We start from the raw sequence: 22602 nt of genomic DNA on the forward strand, positions 1-22602 counted from the left end.
CGCCGGAATAGCAGGATATTTCGGTTCCGGGCGGGCGGCAGAGCATAAGCTGGAGCCGTGGATCCAATGCTCATCGGCGTGATTGCCGGCCTGATCGGCCTCTCGTTTGGCATGTTCGGCGTCCTCGCATTCAGGGTCAGTGAGCAGCAGCGCCACATCGTCGACGTCGACGTCGAAGACCCCTCACTGCCCAAGGGCGCCGCGGAGGTCCTCGCCGTCCTGGGCCGCGCGTTCGTCGTGGTGGACGCGATCGACGGCGTGGTCCGCGCCAGCCCCGCAGCGTACGCCTACGGCCTGGTCCGGGGGCATACCGTGGTGCACCAGCAGCTACTGGACATGACCGCCAAGGTGCGGCGCGACGGCGTCATCCTGGAAAAGCAGTTCGAGCTCCCGCGCGGCCCGCTCGGCCAGGGCACGATCGTCGTACAGGTCCGGGCCGCCGTGATCGGCGATGAATACATCCTCCTGCTCGCCGATGACCGCACCGAATTCACCCGCACCGAGGAAGTCCGCAACGACTTTGTCGCGAACGTTTCCCACGAACTGAAGACGCCGGTGGGGGCCATCTCGCTCCTGGCGGAGGCCCTCGAATCCTCGGCTGACGACCCCGACGCCGTCAAACGGTTCGCCAAGCGCATGCACAAGGAATCGACAAGGCTGGCCGCCCTGGTCCAGGACATCATCGAGCTCTCCCGGCTGCAGGGCGCCAACGTCGCGCAGCAGGGCCGGCCGGTGGACATCAACACGGTGGTCAGCGAGGCCGTGGACCGCTCCCTGTTGCCTGCCGAGAGCAAGAACATCCAACTGGTGGTCGGCGGGCACGCCGAGGCCAAGGTCTACGGCGACCAGGACCTGCTCGTCACGGCGCTGCGCAACCTGATCGACAACGCCATCCGCTACTCGCCCGAGAACACCAAAGTAGGCATCGGCATCCGGGCCAAGGACGGGCTCGTGGCGGTGTCGGTGACGGACCAGGGCGAGGGGCTCAGCCCGGAGGACCAGGAGCGCGTCTTCGAGCGCTTCTACCGGGTGGATGCCGCCCGGTCCCGGCAGACCGGCGGCACGGGACTGGGCCTGAGCATCGTCAAGCATGTCATTTCCAACCATGGCGGCGAGGTGACCCTCTGGTCCCAGCCTGGCCAGGGTTCCACGTTCACCATTCGACTTCCCGAGATGGAAGGCCAGGACGACGCCGAGGCCGGCGAACCGGCCAAGGGCCAGCCTTCCAGCCAGGACACCAGACCGCAACGACGTGACGCCGCCGGCGTCCATGAGCAAGGAGCTACCGCTTGAGCAGGATTCTTATTGTGGAGGACGAGGAGTCCTTCAGCGACCCCCTGTCCTATCTTTTGGGCAAGGAAGGCTTCGAAGTCGAGGTGGTGGACAACGGGATCGACGCCATCACCGAATTCGACCGCAACGGCGCCGACCTGGTGCTCCTGGACCTGCAGCTTCCCGGCCAGTCGGGCACGGAAGTGTGCCGCCAGCTCCGGCAGCGCTCCGGCGTGCCCGTGATCATGCTGACGGCCAAGGACTCGGAAATCGACAAGGTGGTGGGGCTGGAGCTGGGCGCCGACGACTACGTCACCAAGCCGTACTCCTCACGGGAGCTCGTGGCCCGGGTCCGGGCCGTGCTGCGGCGCCAGAGCGAACCCGAGGAACTGGTCTCCAGCACGGTGCAGGCCGGTCCGGTCCGGATGGACATCGAACGCCACGTGGTCAGCGTGGGGGGCGAGCAGATCGCCCTGCCGCTCAAGGAATTCGAGCTGCTGGAAATGCTGCTGCGGAACTCCGGCCGGGTCCTGACCCGCGGCCAGCTGATCGACAGGGTCTGGGGCTCCGACTACGTGGGCGACACAAAGACCCTCGACGTCCACGTGAAACGGCTGCGCAGCAAGATCGAGCCGGATGCCTCCGCGCCGCGGTACCTGATCACCGTCCGCGGCCTGGGCTACAAGTTCGAGCCGTAAGACGCCGGGGAACCCTCCAGGGGAGCCGGATCCGGCCGGACGAGGGCAGACAGGCATGCAAAAGGAGGGGCACCCGCGGGTGCCCCTCCTTCTTGCTTTCTTGCCGTGGACCCGGCCGCGGCTGCTAGTGGCCGGCGGTGCTGCTCGGCGTCGGCGTGGCCGTTTCCGTCGGAGTGCCCGTCTCGGTGGCCGTGGCCGTGCCGCTGGGGGTGGGCTCCGGCGTCGGGAGGAAGTTCTTGTAGTCCACCAGCGTGCCGTCCAGGACGGGAACGGTGAACTTGGCCTCCTTGTTGGTGCCGTTCTCGGAGATGGTTACCTCGGCGAGGGCGCCCGGCTTGGCGCCGGTGGCGCTCAGGATCGCCGCGTCGGAGGAGCCGTTGAGCATGGTGTAGGAGTTTTTCTTGACCGGTACCTGGGTCTGGGAGCCTTCGGCACCCTTGATGGTCAGGATCACGTCATTGGACGAGGTGTTGTACACGGCGCCGATGACGCGGCCGGGCTTGCCCTCGCCGTCGGAGACGATGATGACGTTGCGCAGCTGCAGCGGGCCGAGGTCCGTGCGGGTTCCGTCCGACGACGAGTACTGCTCCGTGGTCTGCTGGGCGTTGATGTAGCCGCAGCCGGTCAGGGACAGCAGGCCGATGGCAAGGGCAGCCGTTGCCATTGCCAGCTTGCCGCGCTGGCCCCGGTTCATCGCAGTGAAACGCACGTCACGCACTCCTTGAGAGTCTTGAAACATTATTCAGCCATAGCCTATCCGCAATCGGTCCCAAACAAGGATTCGGGGCCTACACATACGCGCGTGGAAGGGCGGCCCCCGGGCTGCCCGGAGGCCGCCCGGAGGGGCACGAAACCTCTTGGCAGTTAGCGCCGAAGGCACTATTATCTGCATCCGTCAAGGGGGTTGAGGGGGTCGATTAAGGCCATTTTCCCCGGATTCATGCGGTTCCGGGCACCTTTCGATGCCAGTTGTATGCCTTAATCGTGATAAACTGGTCTGCGGGAAAGGGGAATGTCCACATGGTTTTTGAGGTCGGCGAGACAGTAGTTTACCCTCACCACGGTGCAGCGAAAATTGAAGAAATCAAGATGCGCACCGTCAAGGGCGAAGAGAAGATGTATCTCAAGCTCAAGGTGGCTCAGGGTGATCTGACCATTGAAGTTCCAGCAGAAAACGTTGACCTGGTTGGGGTGCGGGACGTAGTGGGCAAGGAAGGCTTGGAGCACGTATTCGACGTGCTGCGGGCCGAGTTCACTGAAGAGCCTACCAACTGGTCGCGTCGTTACAAGGCAAACCTGGAAAAGCTTGCTTCCGGTGACGTCATCAAGGTGGCGGAGGTCGTCCGTGACCTGTGGCGCCGTGATCACGACCGGGGACTCTCCGCCGGAGAGAAGCGCATGCTGGCCAAGGCCCGCCAGATCCTCATTTCGGAACTGGCACTGGCTGAAAAGACGGACGAAGAGAAGGCTGCCAGCGTTCTCGACGAGGTCTTGGCTTCCTGACACAAGACCGGCCCACCCAGGGGCCGGCACGGATGAGAATCGAACCCCGGTGGCGCGTCACGCCGCCGGGGTTTCTTCTTGCCCTCACCCCGTGGGGAGGCCCGGGGGACGTAGTCTTGTGCGCATGGACACTGAACCGACACATACGTCACCGTCCGGTCCCGCCACCGCTGTGATCGTAGTGGCCGCCGGCTCCGGCCAGCGCCTGGGCTACGGCATGCCGAAGGCCAAAGTTCCGCTGGGCGGGGACAGCATCCTCACCCACGCTTTGCGGGGCGTGGCGGCTGCCGGGATTGCGCAGCAGATCTGCATTGCCCTCCCGCCGGGTGACTCCGAGCTGCAGGCACTGTGCGAGGCCTTCACCCGGGAGCTGGAGGCAGGTCATCGCCGTATCGCGGCCCCCGGCCACGGCGTCCAGGTGCCGGTCGTCACAGTTGTCGACGGCGGCGCGAGCCGCGCCGATTCTGTCCGCGCCGCGATCGCCGCGCTCCTGCCCGGCACTGAAGCGGTGCTGGTCCACGATGCCGCCCGGGCGCTGGCGCCGGAAGCCGTCTTCCACCGGGTGGCCGCGGCGCTTCGTGCCGGCGCCTCGGCCGTGATTCCGGTGATTCCGGTGGTCGACACCGTCAAGACAGTCGAAGCGACCACCGGCGACGGCGCCGCCGTGGCGCCTGAGCTCGTCACCGGTACGGCACACCGGGAGTCGCTCCGGGCCGTCCAGACACCCCAGGGCTTTGCCCTTGAGACGCTGACGCGGGCCCAGGAGGCGGCCGCGGACTTCGACGCCGCCCAGGCGGCCCTCGTCACGGACGACGCGATGCTCGTGGAACTCCTCGGCGTTCCGGTCCACGCCGTGCGCGGCGCCAGCCAGTCGCTGAAGATCACCACGCCCCTGGACCTCATCCTGGCCGAAGGACTGCTCGAGGGCCCCCTCGGCGCGCGCTGGGTGGAGGGATGAGCATGTCCGCCTATCCGCCGGTCATTCCCAGGACGGGTATCGGGATCGATGTCCATGCCTTCGCCGCCGCCGACCAGCCGCAGCCGCTGTGGCTCGGCGGCCTCTTCTGGGAGGGGGAGCGGGGGCTGTCCGGGCACTCGGACGGAGACCCCGTCGCCCACGCCGCCGCGGACGCGCTCTTCTCCGCCTGCGGGATCGGGGACCTCGGGACACACTTCGGCACCGACCGCCCCGAATACGCCGGGGCGTCCGGAGTGACCTTACTGGCCGAGGCCGCCCGGATTGTCCGCGCCGAGGGGTTTGAGATCGGCAACATTGCCGTGCAGTTCGTGGCCAACCGGCCCAAGTTCGGTCCGCGGCGGGAGGAATCCCAGCGTGTCCTCAGCGAGGCGGCCGGTGCGCCGGTCAGTGTCACGGCCACCACGAGCGACGGACTCGGGTTCACGGGCCGCGGCGAGGGGATTTCCGCCGTGGCGACGGCGCTTGTCTATCGGGCCGGTTAACCACCGCCGGCAAACCTGCAGGTGAAACAGAGGGCCTCCGTCCCCTACCCTTGAGGGGAAGACCGCTGTGACACCTTGTTCCGAACCGCCAGGAGACCTGCCGTGAAGAAGCTGCTGACCGCCGTCGTCCTTGTGGCCGGAACCATGCTGACCGGCTGCGCCGGCACGACGGCGCCCGCCAGCCCCAGCGCCGCGCCGAAACTGAGCGTCGAGGACAGCTGCAAGTTCCTGAACACGGATACGTTCGTGCCCTCCGGGAGCGCGAAGGAACAGGCCGCGCAGATCGGCCAGCACTACCAGGAGGTCGCGGACAAGGTGGCGCCGGAGGTGGGCGCCCCCATCCAGCAGATGGCCGAGATCATGAAGCAGGTCTCCGAGAGCCCCACCGGAACCAAGACGGACCAGCAGACCGCCCAGCTCACGGAGCAGATCAACAAGATCGGGCAGTACTGCAAGTAGGCGGCCCGGCCCGGTCCCGGGCAGCCGGTGAGCCGGGGAAGCGTCATCGGCTAATCTGGAGCGGTGACCCTGCGCTTTTACGACACAGCATCCGCCGAAGTCCGCGACTTCGTCCCTTTGGTACCTGGCCACGTGAGCCTGTACTACTGCGGAGCCACCGTGCAGGGCATGCCGCATGTGGGGCACATTCGCTCCGCCATCGCCTTTGACCAGCTGACCCGCTGGCTGCAGTACCGGGACTACCGCGTGACCGTGGTCCGCAACGTCACGGACATCGATGACAAGATCCTTGCCAAGTCGGCGGATTCCTTCGGACCCGACTTCGAGGACGAGCCCGGTGCCGTCCGCAACGAGGAATGGTGGGCGCTGGCCTACCGGTACGAGCAGGAATTCCTCAAGGCCTACGACACCCTGGGCGTCTCCCGCCCCACCTATGAGCCCCGCGCCACCGGGCACATCCCGGAAATGCATGCTCTCATCCAGCAGCTGATCGACCGCGGCCACGCATACCCGGCCCTCGATGATTCCGGCGACGTCTACTTCGACGTGCGCTCGTGGGACAAGTACGGCTCGCTCACGCGCCAGAAAATCGACGACATGCAGGGTGCCCCGGACGCTGACCCGCGCGGCAAGAAGGACCCCCGCGACTTCGCGCTGTGGAAGGGCCACAAGGACGGGGAGCCGACGACGGCGAGCTGGCCCTCCCCGTGGGGCGCCGGCCGCCCGGGCTGGCACCTTGAATGCTCCGCAATGGTCACCAAGTACCTCGGCACCGAGTTCGATATCCACGGCGGCGGCCTGGACCTGCGCTTCCCGCACCACGAGAACGAGATGGCGCAGTCCCAGGCGGCGGGGCACGGCTTCGCCAACTTCTGGATGCACAACGGCATGGTCACCTACGCCGGGGAGAAGATGTCCAAGTCCATCGGCAACACCGTCAGCCCGGCCGAGATGCTCGAACTCGCCCCGCCCCGCGTTGTCCGCTACTACCTCGGCCAGGCGCAGTACCGCTCGGTGCTGGACTACCAGCCGACCTCGCTGCAGGAGGCCGCCGCCGCCGTCGAACGGATTGACGGCTTCCTCAACCGCGCCGCCCGCGTCCTGCCCGGGCCCGGCGACGGTCCGGGCAACGGCACCGTGCCGGATGCGTTCGCGGCCGCCATGGACGACGACCTCAACGTCCCGCAGGCCCTCGCCGCGCTGCACGACACCGTCCGGACCGGCAACACCGCCCTCACCGCCGGGGACCTCGAAGCCGCCGGGCAGGCACTTGCCGGCGTCACCGCCATGCTGGACGTCCTGGGCCTGAACGCCGCGGCCAAGCCCGCCGCGGACGACCACGCCCACACCGCCCTCGGCGTCCTCGTCGAAGCGCAGCTGGAAGCCCGGGCCCGTGCCCGCGCCGCCAAGGACTGGGCCGCGTCCGACGCCATCCGGGACACCCTGGCCGCCGCCGGCGTCACCGTTGAGGACGGCGCGGACGGAGCGAGCTGGAGCCTCAAACGCGGCTGAGGCGCCGTCGCCGCCGTCCCCTGCGGCCGAGGATTTAACTCGAGTCAGTAGACTGGAGACCAGACTTATCAACGAATCGCGTATTTAAAGGGTGAAACTCATGGCCAACAACGGTCGCCGCTCGGTCAAAATGAAGAAGGGCCCCACCGTCGGAACCGGCGGTCACGGCCGCAAGGCACTCGAGGGCAAGGGCCCCACGCCGAAGGCGGAGGACCGCACCTACCACAAGGCGCACAAGAACAAGCAGCTCGCGGAGCGCTCCGCGGCCAAGCGCGCCAGCGGAAGCCGCACCACGGGTGCCGCCGACCGCGCCGGCCGCTCCGGTCCCAAGGGCCGCGCCACGGAAGAGGTCGTCACCGGCCGAAACTCGGTGGTCGAAGCGCTGCGTGCCGGCATCCCGGCCAAGGCACTGCACGTGGCCGTCCGCATCGAAATGGACGACCGCGTCAAGGAGTCGCTCAAGCTCGCCGCCGAACGCGGCATCCCGCTGATGGAAACCGGCAAGCCCGAGCTCGACCGCATGACCGATGACGCCATCCACCAGGGCCTCGTGCTGCAGATCCCGCCGTACGAATACCAGGACGCGTACGAGCTCGCCGAGGAGACCATCGAGGCCTGGAAGAAGGGCCACATCGGCAACGCCCCGCTCTTCGTGGCCCTGGACGGCATCACCGATCCCCGCAACCTCGGCGCGATCATCCGTTCCGTGTCGGCCTTCAGCGGCCACGGCGTCATCGTCCCGGAACGCCGCTCCGTGGGCGTCACGGCGTCGGCCTGGAAGACGAGCGCCGGCGCGGCTGTCCGCGTCCCGGTGGCCCGCGCCGCCAACCTGAACAACACGCTCAAGGCTTTCAAGAACATGGGCATCTACGTCCTCGGGCTCGACGGCGGCGGCGACGTCTCGCTGCCGGACCTCGCCCTGGCCACCGAGCCCGTGTGCCTGGTGGTCGGTTCCGAGGGTAAGGGCCTGAGCCGCCTGGTCCGCGAAAACTGCGACCAGATCGTCTCCATCCCGATCGACTCCGCTATGGAATCTCTGAACGCCTCCATGGCCGTGGGCATCTCCCTCTACGAAGTCTCCCGCCAGCGCTCGGCCAAGTAATTCCGTCTCCGACGCTCCCTCACTTTTTGCGGGTGAACGGCAAACGCTCCCTCACCTTTTGCGGGTGAACGGCAAACGCTCCCTCACCTTTTGCGGGTGAACGGCAAACGCTCCCTCACTTCGGTGGGGGAGCGTTTGCGTTTGGGCTGCGAAACGTGGGGGAGCGTTTGCGTTTGGGCTGCGAAACGTGAGGGAGCGTCGTATTTAGAACTTGTGCCGGTTCGCCAGGACCGGGAGCTTGGCCCGGGCTTCCTTCACGGCGGCGGTGTCGAGCTCGGCGAACAGCAGGCCCGGGGACCCGCCGAGTTCGTCCAGGACGTCGCCAAAGGGGGAGACGACGACGGAGTGCCCGACGCCGGTGGGGGCGGAGCCTTTGACGGGGTGACCCACGCTGGCTGGGTCGCCCTGGCCGCAGGCGAGGACGAGGGTGGTGGAGTCCAGGGCGCGGGCGCGGGCCAGGAGCTGCCACTGTTCGGCCTTGCCCGGGCCGGAGCCCCAGGAAGCGCAGACAATGTTCACGTCGGCGCCGCGGTCCGCGTTCTCCGTGAAAAGGTCCGGGAACCGGATGTCGTAGCAGGTCGCGAGTCCGAACGTCACGCCGCCGAGCTCGAACGTAACGGGCTCGGTGCCGGCGTCAACCGTGTCCGACTCGGCGAAACCGAAGGCATCAAAAAGGTGGATCTTGTCGTAGCTGGCCTCCAGGCCGGGGCCGGTGACCAGAAGGGTGTTCCGCACCTTGGCACCGCCGCCGGAACCCGGGGTGAACATCCCCGCGACGATCACGATTCCGAGTTCCGCGGCGAGGGCACGCACGCGTGATGCCCACGGCCCGTCCAACGGTTCGGCGATATCCAGCAGGGAATTACCGAAGGCCCGCATGGCGGCTTCGGGGAAGACCACCAGGTCCGCGCCCCCGGCTTTCGCCTGCCGCGCATAGCGGTCCACCAGGGCCAGATTCTCGGCGAGATCGCGCCCGGTGATGATTTGAGCTAATGCTGCGCGCACAATTACCTCCAACTCGGCGCTTCATTCCAGTATGCCGTGCGGCGGTTCCGTACACTGCAAAACGTCATGAAAACGAAAATGGGGCCCATTTGTTCGGCCCGGCTAAGCTTTAAGCAATGGTTATGCCTTTTATAGACACAGCTTCCACCGTAGACGCTTCGCGGTCGTTTCCGCTGGGAATCAGCGTTCCGCACACCGGGTCCTCCGTGACGGACGATCCCCGCGGCGCGTTCGCCAACGTGGCCGTCTACGCGCCCGGCGTGACCACCTTGGAGATCGCATACCAGCCGCCCGGGGGGACGTGGCAGGTCAAGACGCTGCCCAACGTTACCGACGGTGTGCACCACGGCATTGTGGAGGGCATTCCCGCCGGTTCACGCTACGGCTTCCGTGCCTCGCCGGAACACGAGGCCCTTCCGCTGTCCATGCCCGCCACGGATTTCGACGCCGCAGGCGAGCAGCCGCTGCTGATGGACCCCTACGGCCGGGCCGTCGATGAACGGGTTGGGCTGATCACCAGCGTGCGCGTCGGCAACGACTTCGACTGGGGCCTGGACCGCAGCCCGCGCATCCCGTGGCGCAACACGATCGTTTACGAAGCCCACGTCCGGGGCCAGACCAAGCTGCACCCGGACATTCCGGAGGAACTGCAGGGGACCTACGCCGGGATGGCCCACCCGGCCATGATCGAGCACCTGATCTCCCTGGGCGTCACCGCCATACAGCTCCTGCCGGTCCATTTCCACATTGATGAGCTGCACCTGCAGCAGCTCGGGCTGACGAACTACTGGGGCTACAACACAGCCGCCTTCTTCGCCCCGCACCCCGGTTACGCCACCGAGGCCGCCCGGGCCGCCGGCGCACAGGCGGTGCTGGACGAGTTCAAGGGCATGGTCAAGCTGCTGCACGCGGCCGGGCTGGAAGTCATTCTCGACGTCGTTTACAACCACACCGCCGAGGGCGGCACGGACGGGCCCACCCTGAGCTTCCGCGGCCTGGGCGAGATGGCGTACTACCGGCATGACGGCCACGGCAAATACGTGGACACGACCGGCTGCGGCAACAGCCTGAACTTCGGCGAACCCCGCGTGGTGCAGCTGGTTCTCGATTCCCTGCGGTACTGGGTGAACGAGTTCCACATTGACGGTTTCCGCTTCGACCTCGCCGTCACTTTGTGCCGCAACGGCGCCAATGAATTCGACCCCCGGCACCCCTTCCTTGTCGCGGTGGCCGCCGACCCGGTGCTCTCCGGCGTCAAGCTGATCGCCGAACCCTGGGATGTGGGCTACGGCGGCTGGCAGACGGGCCGCTTTCCGGCTGGCTGGGTGGACTGGAACGATCACTTCCGCGACGCCGTCCGCAGCTTCTGGCTCGCCGACCGCGCCGCGATCGACGCCGGCGGCAACGGCGGCCCGGTGGCCCGCCTCGCCGACGCGCTCTCCGGTTCCGCCGCGCTGTTCGAGCCTTCGGGCCGGTCCCGGCTCGCGTCGCTGAACTTCATCACGGCCCATGACGGCTTCACCCTGGCCGACCTGACGGCCTACGACCGCAAACACAACGAGGCCAACGGCGAGCAGAACCGGGACGGCCACGGCGACAACCGCAGCTACAACCACGGTTTCGAGGGCCCCACCGAAGACGTCGCCATCCTGGCCCGGCGGGCTCAAAGCCGGCGCAACCTGATGGCGTTCCTCATGATTTCCCAGGGCGTGCCCATGGTGACGGCCGGGGACGAGCTCGGCCGCACCCAGCATGGCAACAACAACGCCTACTGCCAGGACAACGCGCTCACCTGGATCGACTGGACCAGCACCGCCGAATCCCACGCCATGCTGCGCACCACCAAGCGTGTCATCAGGCTGCGCAAGGAGTTCCTGGCGAGCCAGCCGCACGATTACCCTGCCCGCGACGCCCAGTCCTACTTCCACTGGTTCGACGCCGCCGGCAACCCCATGACCGAGGAAACGTGGCATGACCCCGGCCACCGCGTCGTCCAGCTCCTGCTCGGCTCCGAGGACGGGCATGTGGACGGCCTGGTGGTGATCAACGGCGGAGCCGACGACGTCGACGTCACCCTGCCGCGGCTCAGCGGCGGCGACGGCGCTGCGGGCGGCTCGCGGGACGGCACTGAAGACACGACACCGCACCGCCGCTACGAGCTGCGCCTGACCACCTCCGACCTCCACGACCGGCGCCAAGGCGCCCGCGTCGCCTCCGGCGAACGGGACCTGGTCCAGGCCAACACGATCAGCATCTACCGCAACTAGTCATCCGCGATTCCAAGGACCGACCCCATGAAGATTTACTCCGCAGACACCTGGACCATCGAAGAACTCACGGAGCAGATCGACGGCGCCGGCCGGCGCACGCTCGTGGTGCCGGCCGCCGGCAGCAAACAGGCGGTCCTGGAGAGCTTCCGCGAGGTCCTGGACTTCCCCGAGGACTACGGGGTGGACCTCGACGCCCTGCACGACTCGCTGCACGACGTCGCCGATGCGGTGACGGACGACGGCGAAAGCCCCGTCACCGTCATCTGGCAGGTCCCTGCCGCCCTCCGCACGGACCGCTCCTTCGGCGTCATCTGCGAAACCCTGCAGGACGCCGAAAGCTACGCCGGCACGAGCCTGGACGTTATCGCGGTCTGCCTCTAGCCCAACAGTCCCCGGCGCTCATGCCGACGGCAGGCCGGCGATAGGATCGCCGGCCTGCCGTCGTGCGCTACGCGTTGACGATCAGGCCGAGCTCAGCCTTGGACGCCAGCCCCTCATGCTTGGGAAGAACCCGCACCGTGTAGCCGAAGGACCCGGACCGGTCGATCACCAGTGTTCCGCTGAACAGCTGCCGGCCCTTGCCGAGGTCTTCGGCGGCCTTCAGTTCGGCGACCGTGATGTCGGCCAGTTCGTCGGATTCCTCGGCCCGGCCGTAGGCCACCTCCACGTAGACGTCGTCCGGGGAGAGCTCCCCGAGGGCCACGTACGCGTTGACCTGCAGCAGGTCGCCGATCTGCGGGTCCTCCGAGACGCCCACGGAGTCGACGTGCTCGACCTGGATCTGCGGCCACGCGGTCCGGATCCGTGAGGTCCACGCCGCCAGGGCCCTGGCCTGGGCGAAGTTGTCCGCGACGGCGTGGCGTCCCGCGACCGCGGCGGGCCGGTAGAGCACGTTGACGTAGTCCTTGAGCATCCGCTCCGCGGAGACCGCCGGGCCCAGGTGGGACATCGTGTGCTTGATCATGGACACCCAGTGCGTGGGCACCGACTGCGGGCCGGGCTGCGACGGGCCGGCCGCGCCGGCGCCGTCGGACACGGTCAGCCCGTAGAACCGCGGCGCCACCTGGGTTTCGAGTAGTTCGTAGAGCGCCGCTGCCTCGATGTCATCGCGTTCCTCCGGGGAGGCGTCATTGTTGGCGGTCGGGATCGCCCAGCCGTTCTCGCCGTCGTACATCTCGTCCCACCAGCCGTCCATGACCGACAGGTTCAGCGAACCGTTCAGCGCGGCCTTCATGCCGGACGTTCCGCAGGCCTCCAGCGGGCGCAGCGGGTTGTTCAGCCACACGTCGCAGCCCGGGAACAGGGTGCGGGCCATGGCGATGTCGTAGTTGGGCAGGAACGCGATCCGGTGCCGCACGGCGGGGTCGTCGGTGAACCGGACCAGGTCTTGGATCATCTTCTTGCCCGCGTCGTCGGCCGGGTGCGATTTCCCGGCGATGACCAGCTGGATGGGATGCGTCTTGTGCAGCAGGAGAGCCTTGAGCCGTTCGGGATCCCGCAGCATCAGGGTCAGCCGCTTGTACGTCGGCACGCGACGGGCGAAGCCGATGGTCAGGACGTCCGGGTCCAGGACGGAGTCCGTCCAGGCCAGCTCAGCATCGGCCGCGCCGCGCTTCTTCCAGGCGGCCCGGAGCCGGCGCCGTACGTCCTCGACCAGGGACACGCGCATCTCGCGCCGCAGCGCCCACAAGTCCTCGTCGGTGACGTTGTACGCCAGGTCCCAGCGGCCCTGCGCCTCGGCCTCGGCGCCGAACTGGTCCCGGGCCAGGGCGGAAATGCGCGGGTCCACCCAGGTGGGGACGTGCACGCCGTTGGTCACCGAGGTGATGGGCACCTCGGAGTGGTCGAATCCCGGCCACAGCGCGGAGAACATGCCGCGGGAAACCACCCCGTGCAGTTTGGCCACGCCGTTGGCGCGTTGGGCCAGCCGCAGCCCCATGACCGCCATGTTGAACACGAACGGGTTGCCGTCGGCGAAGTCCTCGCGGCCCAGATCCAGGATCTTCGCCACCGGGACGTCCGGGGCGAGGCCGGCCTCGAAGAAGTGCTGGATCTGGGCGATTTCGAAGCGGTCGATCCCGGCGGGGACCGGCGTGTGGGTGGTGAACACGGTGGACGCGCGCCCGGCGGCCAGGGCTTCCTCCCAGCTCAGCGGTGCCGGACCGGACATCAGCTCCTGGATCCGCTCGACGCCCAGGAACCCTGCATGGCCCTCGTTGGTGTGGAAGACCTCCGGTGCGGGGACGCCCGTGAGCCGCTGGAACTCGCGCAGCGCTTTGACCCCGCCCATGCCCAGCAGGAGTTCCTGCTGCAGCCGGTGGTCGCCGCCGCCGCCGTACAGGCGGTCGGTGATGCCGCGGGCGGCCTCGTCGTTGCCGGGAACGTTGGAGTCCAGCAGCAGCAGCGGAACACGCCCGACGTCGGCCCGCCACACGTGTGCCAGCAGGCGCCGGCCCTGGGGGAGGGGCAGGGAGATCTGGACGGGTCTGCCGTTGCCGTCCGGGGAAGCCTCGCGCAGGAGCGTCAGGGGCAGCCCGTCCGGGTCCAGGACCGGGTAGGTTTCCTGCTGCCAGGCGTCCCGGGAGAGCGACTGCTTGAAGTAGCCGGCCTGGTACAGCAGGCCGACGCCGATCAGCGGCACGCCCAGGTCCGACGCCGCTTTCAGATGGTCGCCGGCCAGGATACCCAGGCCGCCCGAATACTGCGGCAGGACTTCGGTGATGCCGAACTCGGGCGAGAAGTAGGCGATGCAGGACGGGGCGCCGTCGCCGAGGCTCTGGTACCAGCGGGGCTGCTCCAGGTACCGGTCGAGGTCGTCGGCGGCGGCGTGGACACGACGAACCACATCCTGGTCCGCAGCGAGGCGCTGCAGCTCTTCCCGGCTGACCAGGCCCAGGAACGTCACGGGGTCGTGGGCGCTCTCGGCCCAAATCCCGGGGTTGAGCTCCTCAAAAAGCTCCCGGGTGGGCCGGTGCCAGGACCACCGGAGATTGGTGGCGAGCCGGGCCAGCGGCCGGATCGACTCCGGAAGAACGGTTCGGACGGTAAATCTGCGGATTGCCTTCACGAGCGAAACACTAACGGACAAGTCGTTGCCCCGGAACCGGTTTTAGTTTCTTTCCTGTAAATGACGAATATCGGTACGGGCAGGACCGGAAACCCTTGGCAAAACGTGCGGTGCCTTAGCATTCTGCCCGTTTTGTAGATAACGTCGAGCCTGTGACGAATAACTCGCGAACCAGTGCCGTGTCCAAGCAAAAGCCCAAGGCCCTGATCACGGATGGCCTTCGATTTGGCCGTTTTCCGATCACCGCCGTACAGCCGTCGGTAGAAGGTGGAAAATTCCCGGCCAAAGCTGTTGCGGGCGAAACCATCGTGGTGGGAGCCACCGCATTCCGGGAGGGACACGACCAGCTCGGCGTGAGCGCCGTCCTGCTTGATCCCCGCGGCAAGGAACGCCAGCGGGTGCGCCTCGCCCCGCCCCGCGGGCCGCGCGGCATGGGGACGGACCGCTGGGAGGGCCTGCTGACCCCGACGACAACCGGCAAGTGGTNTTTCGTTATCGAAGCCTGGCATGACCGCTACGGCACCTGGCACCACAACGCCGAGGTCAAGGTGGAGGCCGGCATCGACGTCGAGCTCATGCTGGCCGAAGGCGCCGCCCTGCTGGCGGAGGCCTCCGAGGACGCCTCCCGCCCCTCGGCCGACCGCCGGACGCTGCGGATGGCCGTCGTCGTCCTCAACGACACCTCCCGCACACCGGAGGAGCGGCTCGCCGCCGGCTTCGGCGCGGACGTGGCCGCCGTCGTCGAACGCCAGCCCATCCGCGAACTCGTCACGACCACCGAGCCGTACCCGCTGCTCGTGGAGCGCGCGCTCGCCGGCTGCGGGTCCTGGTATGAATTCTTCCCGCGCTCCGAAGGCGCCGTACGCAACCACGAGACCGGGGAATGGACCTCGGGCACGTTCCGCACCGCCGCGAAGCGCCTTGACGCCGTCGCCGCCATGGGCTTCGACATCATCTACATGCCGCCGATCCACCCGATTGGCCACCAGCACCGCAAGGGACCGAACAACACCCTGATCGCCGGGCCGCACGATCCCGGCTCGCCGTGGGCCATCGGGTCCCACGACGGCGGCCATGACGCCATCCACCCGGACCTGGGCACGTTCGAGGACTTCGACGCGTTCGTGGAGCGGGCCGGCGAACTGGGGCTCGAGGTCGCGCTGGATCTGGCCCTGCAGGCCGCGCCGGACCACCCGTGGGTGCAGAGCCACCCGGCATGGTTCACCACCCGCGTGGACGGCAGCATCGCGTACGCGGAGAACCCGCCGAAGAAGTACCAGGACATTTTCCCGCTCAACTTCGACAACGACCCCGCCGGGCTGTCCAACGAAATCCTGCGGATCGTGCTGCTGTGGGTCAGCCACGGCGTCAAGGTCTTCCGGGTGGACAACCCGCACACCAAGCCCGTCTGGTTCTGGGAATGGCTGATCGGCAAGGTCAACAAGAAACACCCCGACGTCGTCTTCCTCGCCGAGGCGTTCACCCGCCCGGCCATGATGCACGCCCTGGGCCGGGCCGGCTTCCAGCAGTCCTACACCTACTTCACGTGGCGGAACACCAAGGAGGAACTCGAGGAGTACTTCCAGGAGGTCAGCCACGAATCCCCGGCCTACTTCCGGCCCAACTTCTTCGTCAATACCCCGGACATCCTGACCGAATACCTCCAGTTCGGCGGACCGTCGGCGTTCAAGATCCGTGCCGCGCTGGCGTCCACGGCGAGCCCGCTCTGGGGCGTGTACGCCGGCTTCGAGCTCTTCGAACACGTGGCCCGTCCCGGCGCGGAGGAATACATCGACAACGAGAAATTCGAGTACAAGGCCCGCGACTGGGACGCCGCAGCCGCCTCCGGGCGCTCGCTAGCCCCGTACCTGACCCGGCTCAACGAGATCCGCCGCGCGCACCCGGCCCTGGGCGATCTGCAGAACCTGACGCTGCACCAGAGCACGGACAGCTCCACGGTGGTGTACTCCAAGCACAAGACCCTGCCGGACGGGACCAAAGACACCCTCATCATCGTCGTCAACGTGGACCCGCACGGCACGAGGGAGAGCACCGTGTCCCTGGACCTGGCCGCACTGGACCTGGACCCGGAAAGCCTCACCCACAACGGCCGGTTCATGGTCGATGACCTGCTGACCGGCGAGAGCTGGGAATGGGGGGAGTACAACTACGTCCGCCTGGACCCGCACGTCGAGCCCGCCCACATCCTGAGCATCCGGAGGTAGTGCCCGTGAATTTCAGCCCGCAGACCCCCAGCCAGCACTTCAGCCCGCGGGGGAGCTTTGAACTGAACGCCCCAGGCCTCCAGCATGATCCGTTCTGGTACCGCAAAGCGGTGTTCTACGAGGTGCTGGTCCGGGGCTTCGCCGACGGCAACGGCGACGGCTCGGGCGACTTCCACGGCCTGATCGAGAAGCTGGACTACCTGCAGTGGCTGGGCGTGGACTGCCTGTGGCTGCCGCCGTTCTTCCAGTCGCCGCTGCGCGACGGCGGCTACGACATCTCGGACTACAACTCCGTCCTGGACGAATTCGGCACCATCAGCGACTTCAAACGGCTTGTGGCGGAAGCCCATGCCCGCGGCGTCCGGGTGATCATCGACCTTCCCCTGAACCACACCTCGGACCAGCACCCGTGGTTCCAGGAATCCCGCAAGGACCCGGACGGGCCGTTCGGCGACTTCTACGTCTGGAGCGACACGGACGAGAAGTACGAAGAAGCCCGCATCATCTTCGTGGACACCGAGGAATCCAACTGGACCTTCGACCCCATCCGCCGGCAGTTCTTCTGGCACCGGTTCTTCAGCCACCAGCCCGACCTCAACTTCGAGAACCCCAAGGTCATCGACGCGCTGTTCGACGTCGTCCGGTTCTGGCTCGACCAGGGGATCGACGGTTTCCGCGCCGACGCCATCCCGTACCTGTTCGAGGAGGAAGGCACCAACTGCGAAAACCTGCCGGCCACGCACGAATTCCTGCGCCAGCTGCGCCGGATGGTCGATGAAAGCTACCCGGGCCGCGTGATCATCGCCGAAGCCAACCAGCCGCCCGCCGAAGTGGTGGAGTACTTCGGCACCGAAGAGGAACCCGAGTGCCACATGGCGTTCCACTTCCCGATCATGCCGCGCCTGTACTACGCGCTGCGGGACCAGAAGGCCGCGCCGATCATCGAGACGATGAAGGACACCCCGGACATTCCCGAAGGCGCCCAATGGGGGACCTTCCTGCGCAACCACGACGAACTGACCCTGGAAATGGTCACCGCCGACGAACGCGCCGCGATGCTCGGCTGGTACGCGCCGGACCCCCGGATGCGCGCCAACATCGGCATCCGGCGGCGCCTGGCCCCGCTGCTGGACAACTCACGTTCCGAAATCGAGCTCATCAACGCCCTGCTGCTGTCCCTGCCGGGCAGCCCGTTCCTGTACTACGGGGACGAGATCGGCATGGGGGACAACATCTGGCTCGAGGACCGCGATGCGGTCCGCACCCCGATGCAATGGAACCCGGACCGCAACGCCGGGTTCTCCCATGCCGACCCCGGCAAGCTCTACCTCCCGGTGATCCAGTCGCTGGTCTACAACTACAGCATGGCCAATGTCGAGGCCGAGGCCGCCCACTCCGGTTCGCTGCTGCGCTGGACCCGCCAGATCCTCAGCGTCCGCAAGAACCACCCCGCCTTCGGGCTCGGCGGGTTCAAGCACGTGGAAGCCGACCACGACGTCGTCCTCGCCTACCTGCGCGAGCTCCCGGAAGGCAACGCCGCGGGCGAGGACCCCGAGACCATCCTGTGCGCCTTCAACCTCTCGCAGCACCCGGTCGCCACCACCCTGCGGGTGCCGAAGTACGCCGGCCGGGGCCTGCGGGATGTCTTCGGCGGCCAGGCGTTCCCCGCGATCGCCGAGGACGGCACCCTGACGCTGACCCTGGGCAGCCACGACTTCTTCTGGCTGCGGATCCGTTCCGCGGCCTCCAACCCGTCATCCCCGTTCACTCAGGCGATGCCTATCCTGTCCATCGAAGGCTGAGATGACCCGACCGACCCTTGCCCCGGCCCTGAGCGGGCTCCTTGGCGCCTGGCTTCCGCGCCAGCGCTGGTTCCCCGTCAAGAGCCCGGAGTTCACCTTCGAACCGGCCGGCGGACTGCGCCTGCCGGCCGGCAGCGGCGAGGGCGCTCCCGAAGCGCCGGCGTTTGAAGTGCTGCTGCTGGCGGTGTCCTACCCCACGCCCGACGGCAGCCGCACCGACGTCGTCCAGGTACCGCTTAGTCTCCGCCCCGATCCGCTGCCAGGGGCGGAACGCGCGCTGATCGGCGAACTGCCCGGCACGCCGGCCGACCCCGCCCGCCGATGGGTCTACGACGGCGTCCACGACGCCTCCTTCGTCGCTGCGTGGCTTGACCTCATGCGCCACGCCGGGACCACGCCGTCGGGCAACGCCGCCGGCCACTTGGTTGAGTCCGGCCACCGACTGCCGTTCGCGACCGGCACCGTGAAGGTGCTCGCCGGCGAGCAGTCGAACAGTTCGGTGATAGTGGACGACGGCGACGGCGGCACGGGTGCGATCGTAAAGTTCTTCCGCGTGCTGTCGGAGGGCCAAAACCCCGAGGTCGAAATCGGCGCCGCGCTGACGGCGGGGCGCACCGCGGAGGTCCCGGCGACGCTTGGCTGGGTGACCGGCGAATGGGAAACCCAAGCCGCCGCGCTCGGCGCGTCCGCTGCCGTCCGCACCGCCCGGGGCGAACTCGCCGTCGCGCACGAATTCCTCGCCGGCGGCCTCGATGCCTGGCGGCTCGCGGTGGACGCGGCCAGCCGGGGAACCGGGTTCACGGCCGAGGCCCGCGCCCTCGGCGCCGCGACAGCCACCGTGCACCGGCGCCTCGCCGAGGCGCTGGGTACTGCCACCGAATCCGCGCCGGGCCAGGACATCGCCCCCGGCATCGCCCAGCGCGTGCGCCAGTCGTGGGCGCAGGCCGGCACCGCCGTCGGGCCGTACGATGAGGCGCTGGCCGGCCTGCTCGGCAGGCTTGAGGGCACCGGCGCCGGACGGCTCCAGCGCATCCACGGGGACCTCCACCTCGGCCAGATCCTGCAGGTCCCGGGCAGTGGTGTCCCGGGCGAGCCCGGGGTCGCGCCGCGCTGGGCCATCTTGGACTTCGAGGGGGAGCCGCTGCGCCCCATTTCCGAACGCAACTTCCCGGACGTGCCGCTCCGCGACGTCGTGGGCATGCTACGGTCCTTCGACTACGCCGCCGGCGCGGCCGTCCGTGAGAACCCCGGCGCCGTGGTGCCGGGGACCTGGGTGGATGACTGTGCCGAGGCCTTCCTCGCCGGTTACGCCGAAGTCATCCCCGGCAGCGTCGACCGCGACTCGCCCCTCTTTGTGGCGCTGTGGCTGGACAAAGCCCTCTATGAAGTCATCTACGAACTGAGGAACAGGCCGGACTGGCTCTCCATACCGGTGAATGCATCGCGTCGTCTCCTCGGCAGTACAGGTTCCGGCGTAGCCGCCGGGGCCGCAGCGGAAGGTATAAAAATGACAGGATCAGCACGTATCGATCGGCCCGGCGCCCCCCTGCCCGTGGACGGTGAAACCCTTGCGAGGATCGCCAGCGGTGAACACCATGCACCCCACTCGGTCCTGGGTGCCCACCTGGATGACCACGGCCACGTCACGATCCGGACCGTGAAGCACCTGGCGGAAGCGGTCTCGGTGGTGACGTCGGCCGGCACCGTGCCGATGACGCACGAATCCGGCGGCGTGTGGGTGGTCGTGATGGAACCGATCGAGCGCGGCCACGTGCCGGACTACCGCCTCGAAGTGACCTACGAGGACCACGAGCCGCAGGTCATGGATGACCCCTACCGCTACCTGCCAACCCTCGGCGAAGTGGACCTGCACCTGATCGGCGAGGGCCGGCACGAGCGTCTCTGGGATGTCCTGGGTGCACATGTCCAGCACTACAAGTCCTCGCTGGGCGACGTCGACGGCGTGTCCTTCGCGGTCTGGGCCCCCAACGCCCAGGCCGTGCGGGTCAAGGGCGACTTCAACGGGTGGGACGGCCGGGAACACTCCATGCGGTCCCTGGGTTCCTCCGGGGTGTGGGAACTCTTCATCCCGGGCGTTGTAGCAGGGGCGTGCTACAAGTTTGAGCTCAGGACCCGGCACGGCTACTGGGTGGAAAAAGCGGACCCGCTTGCGTTCGGGACCGAAGTCCCGCCGCTGACGGCCTCCCGCGTGGTGGAGCCCTCCTACGTCTTCAAGGACGCCGAATGGATGCAGGCCCGCGCCGCCCGCGATCCGCACAATTCGCCCATGAGCGTCTACGAGGTCCACCTCGGCTCGTGGCGGGTGGGGCTGGGCTACCGCGAACTGGCCAAGGAACTCGTCGAATACGTCAAATGGCTCGGCTTCACGCACGTGGAATTCATGCCCGTCGCCGAGCACCCCTTCGGCGGCTCCTGGGGATACCAGGTCACCTCGTACTACGCGCCCACCTCGCGCTTCGGGCACCCGGATGAATTCCGGCACCTGGTCGACGAACTCCACCAGGCCGGCATCGGTGTCCTCCTGGACTGGGTCCCTGCCCACTTCCCCAAGGACGAATGGGCGCTGGCCCGGTTCGACGGCGAAGCCCTCTACGAGCACGCCGACCCGAACCTGGGCGAGCACCCGGACTGGGGAACGCTGATCTTCGACTTCGGCCGCACGGAAGTGCGCAACTTCCTGGTGGCCAACGCGCTGTACTGGCTCGACGAGTTCCACATCGACGGGCTGCGCGTGGACGCCGTCGCTTCCATGCTGTACCTCGACTACTCGCGCGAAGAGGGACAGTGGCAGCCCAACCGCTTCGGCGGCCGGGAAAACCTGGAAGCGATCTCCTTCCTGCAGGAGGTCAACGCCACGGTCTACAAGACCCACCCCGGAGCCGTCATGATCGCCGAGGAATCCACGGCTTTCCCCGGAGTCACGGCACCCACCAGCGGCGGCGGCCTGGGCTTCGGGCTCAAGTGGAACATGGGCTGGATGCACGACTCTCTCCAGTACATGGCCGAGAACCCGGTCAACCGCCGGTGGCACCACGGCACCATCACGTTCTCGATGGTCTACGCCTACTCGGAGAACTTCCTCCTGCCGATCAGCCACGACGAAGTTGTGCACGGCAAGGGCTCCATGCTGCGCAAGATGCCCGGGGACCGGTGGCAGCAGCTGGCCAACCTCCGCGCGTTCCTGGGCTACCAGTGGGCACATCCGGGCAAGCAACTGATCTTCATGGGCACCGAGTTCGGCCAGGAAGCGGAATGGTCAGAGCAGCACGGCCTGGACTGGTGGCTCGCGGACATCCCTGCACATAACGGCCTGCAGCTCCTGACAAAAGACCTCAACGAGCTCTACCGTTCCACCCCGTCCCTGTACCAGCGCGACAGCCAGCCGGAGGGATTCCAGTGGATCAACGGGGGAGACGCGGACCGCAACGTGCTGACGTTCATCCGCCGCGACGCGGACGGGAACCCGCTGGTCTGCGCCGTGAACTTCTCGGGCGGCCCGCACACGGACTACCAGCTGGGCGTGCCGGCAGCCGGTGAATGGCAGGAGGTGCTCAACACGGACGCCGAGGCCTACGGCGGTTCCGGCGTGGAAAACACCGGAACGCTGACCGCTGCCGGCGAGGGCATCGACGGACAGCCGGCGACGCTTACCGTCACGCTGCCGCCGCTTGGGGCCGCGTACTTCAAACAACTGGGGTAAGGCGCTGGGCAAGGCGCCTGCGAGAAGGCCCGGAATCCGCGTGATTCCGGGCCTTCTGGCGCAGTCTTCGGGCTGGCTTTGTCAGTCGGCGCAAGTGGTGGTAGAGTTTATTTCCGCGCTGCTCCCCGGAGTTGAACGGCCACCAAGACCCAGAAGCCTTTGGCAAGACTGAGTCGGGAACGCCGATTTGACAAGGGTGAAGCGAGCGGGTAAGTTTGAAAAGTTGCTCCGGAGCGATCCGCGACTGTAGGGCCTGTGGGTCTGGTTGTGGTGGTGCCGGGTGTGTCTGTTGTTTGAGAACTCAATAGTGTGCCAAGTTTGTTGATACCAATTTATTATGGATTGGTTGTTTTGCCGGGCCCGTCACCCCGTGTCGGGTCTGGTTTTTCAGCTGGTTTCAAATTTTGTGCAGCCTGGTTCCGCGTTTTCCCGTGGTTCCTGGTTGTGTCTGTTATTTTTCAACGGAGAGTTTGATCCTGGCTCAGGATGAACGCTGGCGGCGTGC

The 22602-nt window shown here is 67.4% G+C and carries 16 protein-coding genes; 13 read left to right on the forward strand and 3 right to left on the reverse strand.

Annotated features, from left to right (window positions below):
• Positions 1-66 precede the first annotated feature (66 nt).
• A complete protein-coding gene (locus tag CFN17_RS10215) occupies positions 67-1293 on the forward strand; it encodes a cell wall metabolism sensor histidine kinase WalK (RefSeq protein ID WP_208751428.1) in 1227 nt (408 codons plus the stop codon).
• Complete coding sequence (locus CFN17_RS10220; RefSeq protein WP_208747623.1) at positions 1290-1970, forward strand: response regulator transcription factor; 681 nt, start codon at positions 1290-1292, stop codon at positions 1968-1970. Before CFN17_RS10215 ends, CFN17_RS10220 begins: the two co-directional genes overlap by 4 nt.
• A 124-nt stretch (positions 1971-2094) precedes the next feature.
• Here CFN17_RS10220 and CFN17_RS10225 read toward each other — a convergent pair whose 3' ends face one another.
• Positions 2095-2664 carry a hypothetical protein gene (locus CFN17_RS10225; protein ID WP_208751429.1) on the reverse strand — a complete coding sequence of 190 codons (570 nt, stop codon included), beginning with the start codon at positions 2662-2664 and terminating at the stop codon, positions 2095-2097.
• 326 nt (positions 2665-2990) lie between these two features.
• Here CFN17_RS10225 and CFN17_RS10230 point away from each other — a divergent pair, with 326 nt between their 5' ends.
• The 6 genes from CFN17_RS10230 (at position 2991) to rlmB (ending at position 8007) form a co-directional block, all read left to right on the forward strand.
• Positions 2991-3473 (forward strand): CarD family transcriptional regulator, encoded by a 483-nt coding sequence (locus CFN17_RS10230; protein WP_026266570.1) that lies wholly within the window; start codon positions 2991-2993, stop codon positions 3471-3473.
• A 124-nt stretch (positions 3474-3597) separates the two neighbouring features.
• Complete coding sequence (locus CFN17_RS10235; protein ID WP_208747624.1) at positions 3598-4431, forward strand: 2-C-methyl-D-erythritol 4-phosphate cytidylyltransferase; 834 nt, start codon at positions 3598-3600, stop codon at positions 4429-4431.
• A 2-nt stretch (positions 4432-4433) separates the two neighbouring features.
• Positions 4434-4934, forward strand: coding sequence for a 2-C-methyl-D-erythritol 2,4-cyclodiphosphate synthase (gene ispF, locus CFN17_RS10240; RefSeq protein ID WP_395924765.1), 501 nt, complete (start codon positions 4434-4436; stop codon positions 4932-4934).
• A 102-nt stretch (positions 4935-5036) separates the two neighbouring features.
• The gene (locus CFN17_RS10245) at positions 5037-5393 is read left to right on the forward strand and encodes a hypothetical protein (RefSeq protein ID WP_208747626.1); all 357 of its coding nucleotides are present in this window, start codon (positions 5037-5039) and stop codon (positions 5391-5393) included.
• A 63-nt stretch (positions 5394-5456) separates the two neighbouring features.
• Positions 5457-6905 (forward strand): cysteine--tRNA ligase, encoded by a 1449-nt coding sequence (gene cysS, locus CFN17_RS10250; protein ID WP_208747627.1) that lies wholly within the window; start codon positions 5457-5459, stop codon positions 6903-6905.
• 100 nt (positions 6906-7005) lie between these two features.
• Positions 7006-8007 carry a 23S rRNA (guanosine(2251)-2'-O)-methyltransferase RlmB gene (rlmB, locus tag CFN17_RS10255; RefSeq protein WP_208747628.1) on the forward strand — a complete coding sequence of 334 codons (1002 nt, stop codon included), beginning with the start codon at positions 7006-7008 and terminating at the stop codon, positions 8005-8007.
• Between the two features lie 204 nt (positions 8008-8211).
• On the opposite strand, the gene CFN17_RS10260 is transcribed toward rlmB, so the two are convergent.
• Positions 8212-9012 (reverse strand): carbon-nitrogen hydrolase family protein, encoded by an 801-nt coding sequence (locus CFN17_RS10260; protein WP_208747629.1) that lies wholly within the window; start codon positions 9010-9012, stop codon positions 8212-8214.
• Positions 9013-9128: 116 nt separating this feature from the next.
• On the opposite strand from CFN17_RS10260, the gene glgX reads away from it, so the two are divergent.
• Both glgX and CFN17_RS10270 read left to right on the forward strand, forming a co-directional pair.
• A complete protein-coding gene (glgX, locus tag CFN17_RS10265) occupies positions 9129-11279 on the forward strand; it encodes a glycogen debranching protein GlgX (RefSeq protein ID WP_208747630.1) in 2151 nt (716 codons plus the stop codon).
• Between the two features lie 27 nt (positions 11280-11306).
• Positions 11307-11663, forward strand: a complete 357-nt coding sequence (locus tag CFN17_RS10270) for a barstar family protein (protein WP_208747631.1) — start codon at positions 11307-11309, stop codon at positions 11661-11663.
• A 67-nt stretch (positions 11664-11730) separates the two neighbouring features.
• Here the strand turns inward: CFN17_RS10270 and glgP are convergent, their stop codons facing one another.
• The gene (glgP, locus tag CFN17_RS10275; RefSeq protein WP_208747632.1) at positions 11731-14349 is read right to left on the reverse strand and encodes an alpha-glucan family phosphorylase; all 2619 of its coding nucleotides are present in this window, start codon (positions 14347-14349) and stop codon (positions 11731-11733) included.
• Between the two features lie 179 nt (positions 14350-14528).
• Here glgP and CFN17_RS10280 point away from each other — a divergent pair, with 179 nt between their 5' ends.
• The 3 genes from CFN17_RS10280 to CFN17_RS10290 are packed head-to-tail and all read left to right on the forward strand — an operon-like array spanning position 14529 to position 22097.
• Entirely contained in the window at positions 14529-16574 is a 2046-nt protein-coding gene (locus CFN17_RS10280; RefSeq protein ID WP_208751430.1) for an alpha-1,4-glucan--maltose-1-phosphate maltosyltransferase, read from the forward strand.
• A gap of 5 nt (positions 16575-16579) precedes the next feature.
• Entirely contained in the window at positions 16580-18376 is a 1797-nt protein-coding gene (gene treS, locus CFN17_RS10285; RefSeq protein WP_208747633.1) for a maltose alpha-D-glucosyltransferase, read from the forward strand.
• A 1-nt stretch (position 18377) separates the two neighbouring features.
• Complete coding sequence (locus CFN17_RS10290) at positions 18378-22097, forward strand: 1,4-alpha-glucan branching enzyme (protein WP_208747634.1); 3720 nt, start codon at positions 18378-18380, stop codon at positions 22095-22097.
• Positions 22098-22602 lie beyond the last annotated feature (505 nt).

Source organism: Arthrobacter sp. PM3 (genome assembly GCF_003352915.1).
Taxonomy (GTDB): Bacteria; Actinomycetota; Actinomycetes; order Actinomycetales; family Micrococcaceae; genus Arthrobacter.

Coding starts and splice junctions, on each gene's coding strand:
- CFN17_RS10270 (WP_208747631.1), top strand. CDS start 11,307: ATGAAGATTTACTCCGCAGACACCTGGACCATCGAAGAACTCACGGAG.
- ispF (WP_395924765.1), top strand. CDS start 4,434: ATGTCCGCCTATCCGCCGGTCATTCCCAGGACGGGTATCGGGATCGAT.
- rlmB (WP_208747628.1), top strand. CDS start 7,006: ATGGCCAACAACGGTCGCCGCTCGGTCAAAATGAAGAAGGGCCCCACC.
- CFN17_RS10230 (WP_026266570.1), top strand. CDS start 2,991: ATGGTTTTTGAGGTCGGCGAGACAGTAGTTTACCCTCACCACGGTGCA.
- CFN17_RS10290 (WP_208747634.1), top strand. CDS start 18,378: ATGACCCGACCGACCCTTGCCCCGGCCCTGAGCGGGCTCCTTGGCGCC.
- CFN17_RS10215 (WP_208751428.1), top strand. CDS start 67: ATGCTCATCGGCGTGATTGCCGGCCTGATCGGCCTCTCGTTTGGCATG.
- glgX (WP_208747630.1), top strand. CDS start 9,129: ATGGTTATGCCTTTTATAGACACAGCTTCCACCGTAGACGCTTCGCGG.
- CFN17_RS10225 (WP_208751429.1), bottom strand. CDS start 2,664: ATGAACCGGGGCCAGCGCGGCAAGCTGGCAATGGCAACGGCTGCCCTT.
- CFN17_RS10235 (WP_208747624.1), top strand. CDS start 3,598: ATGGACACTGAACCGACACATACGTCACCGTCCGGTCCCGCCACCGCT.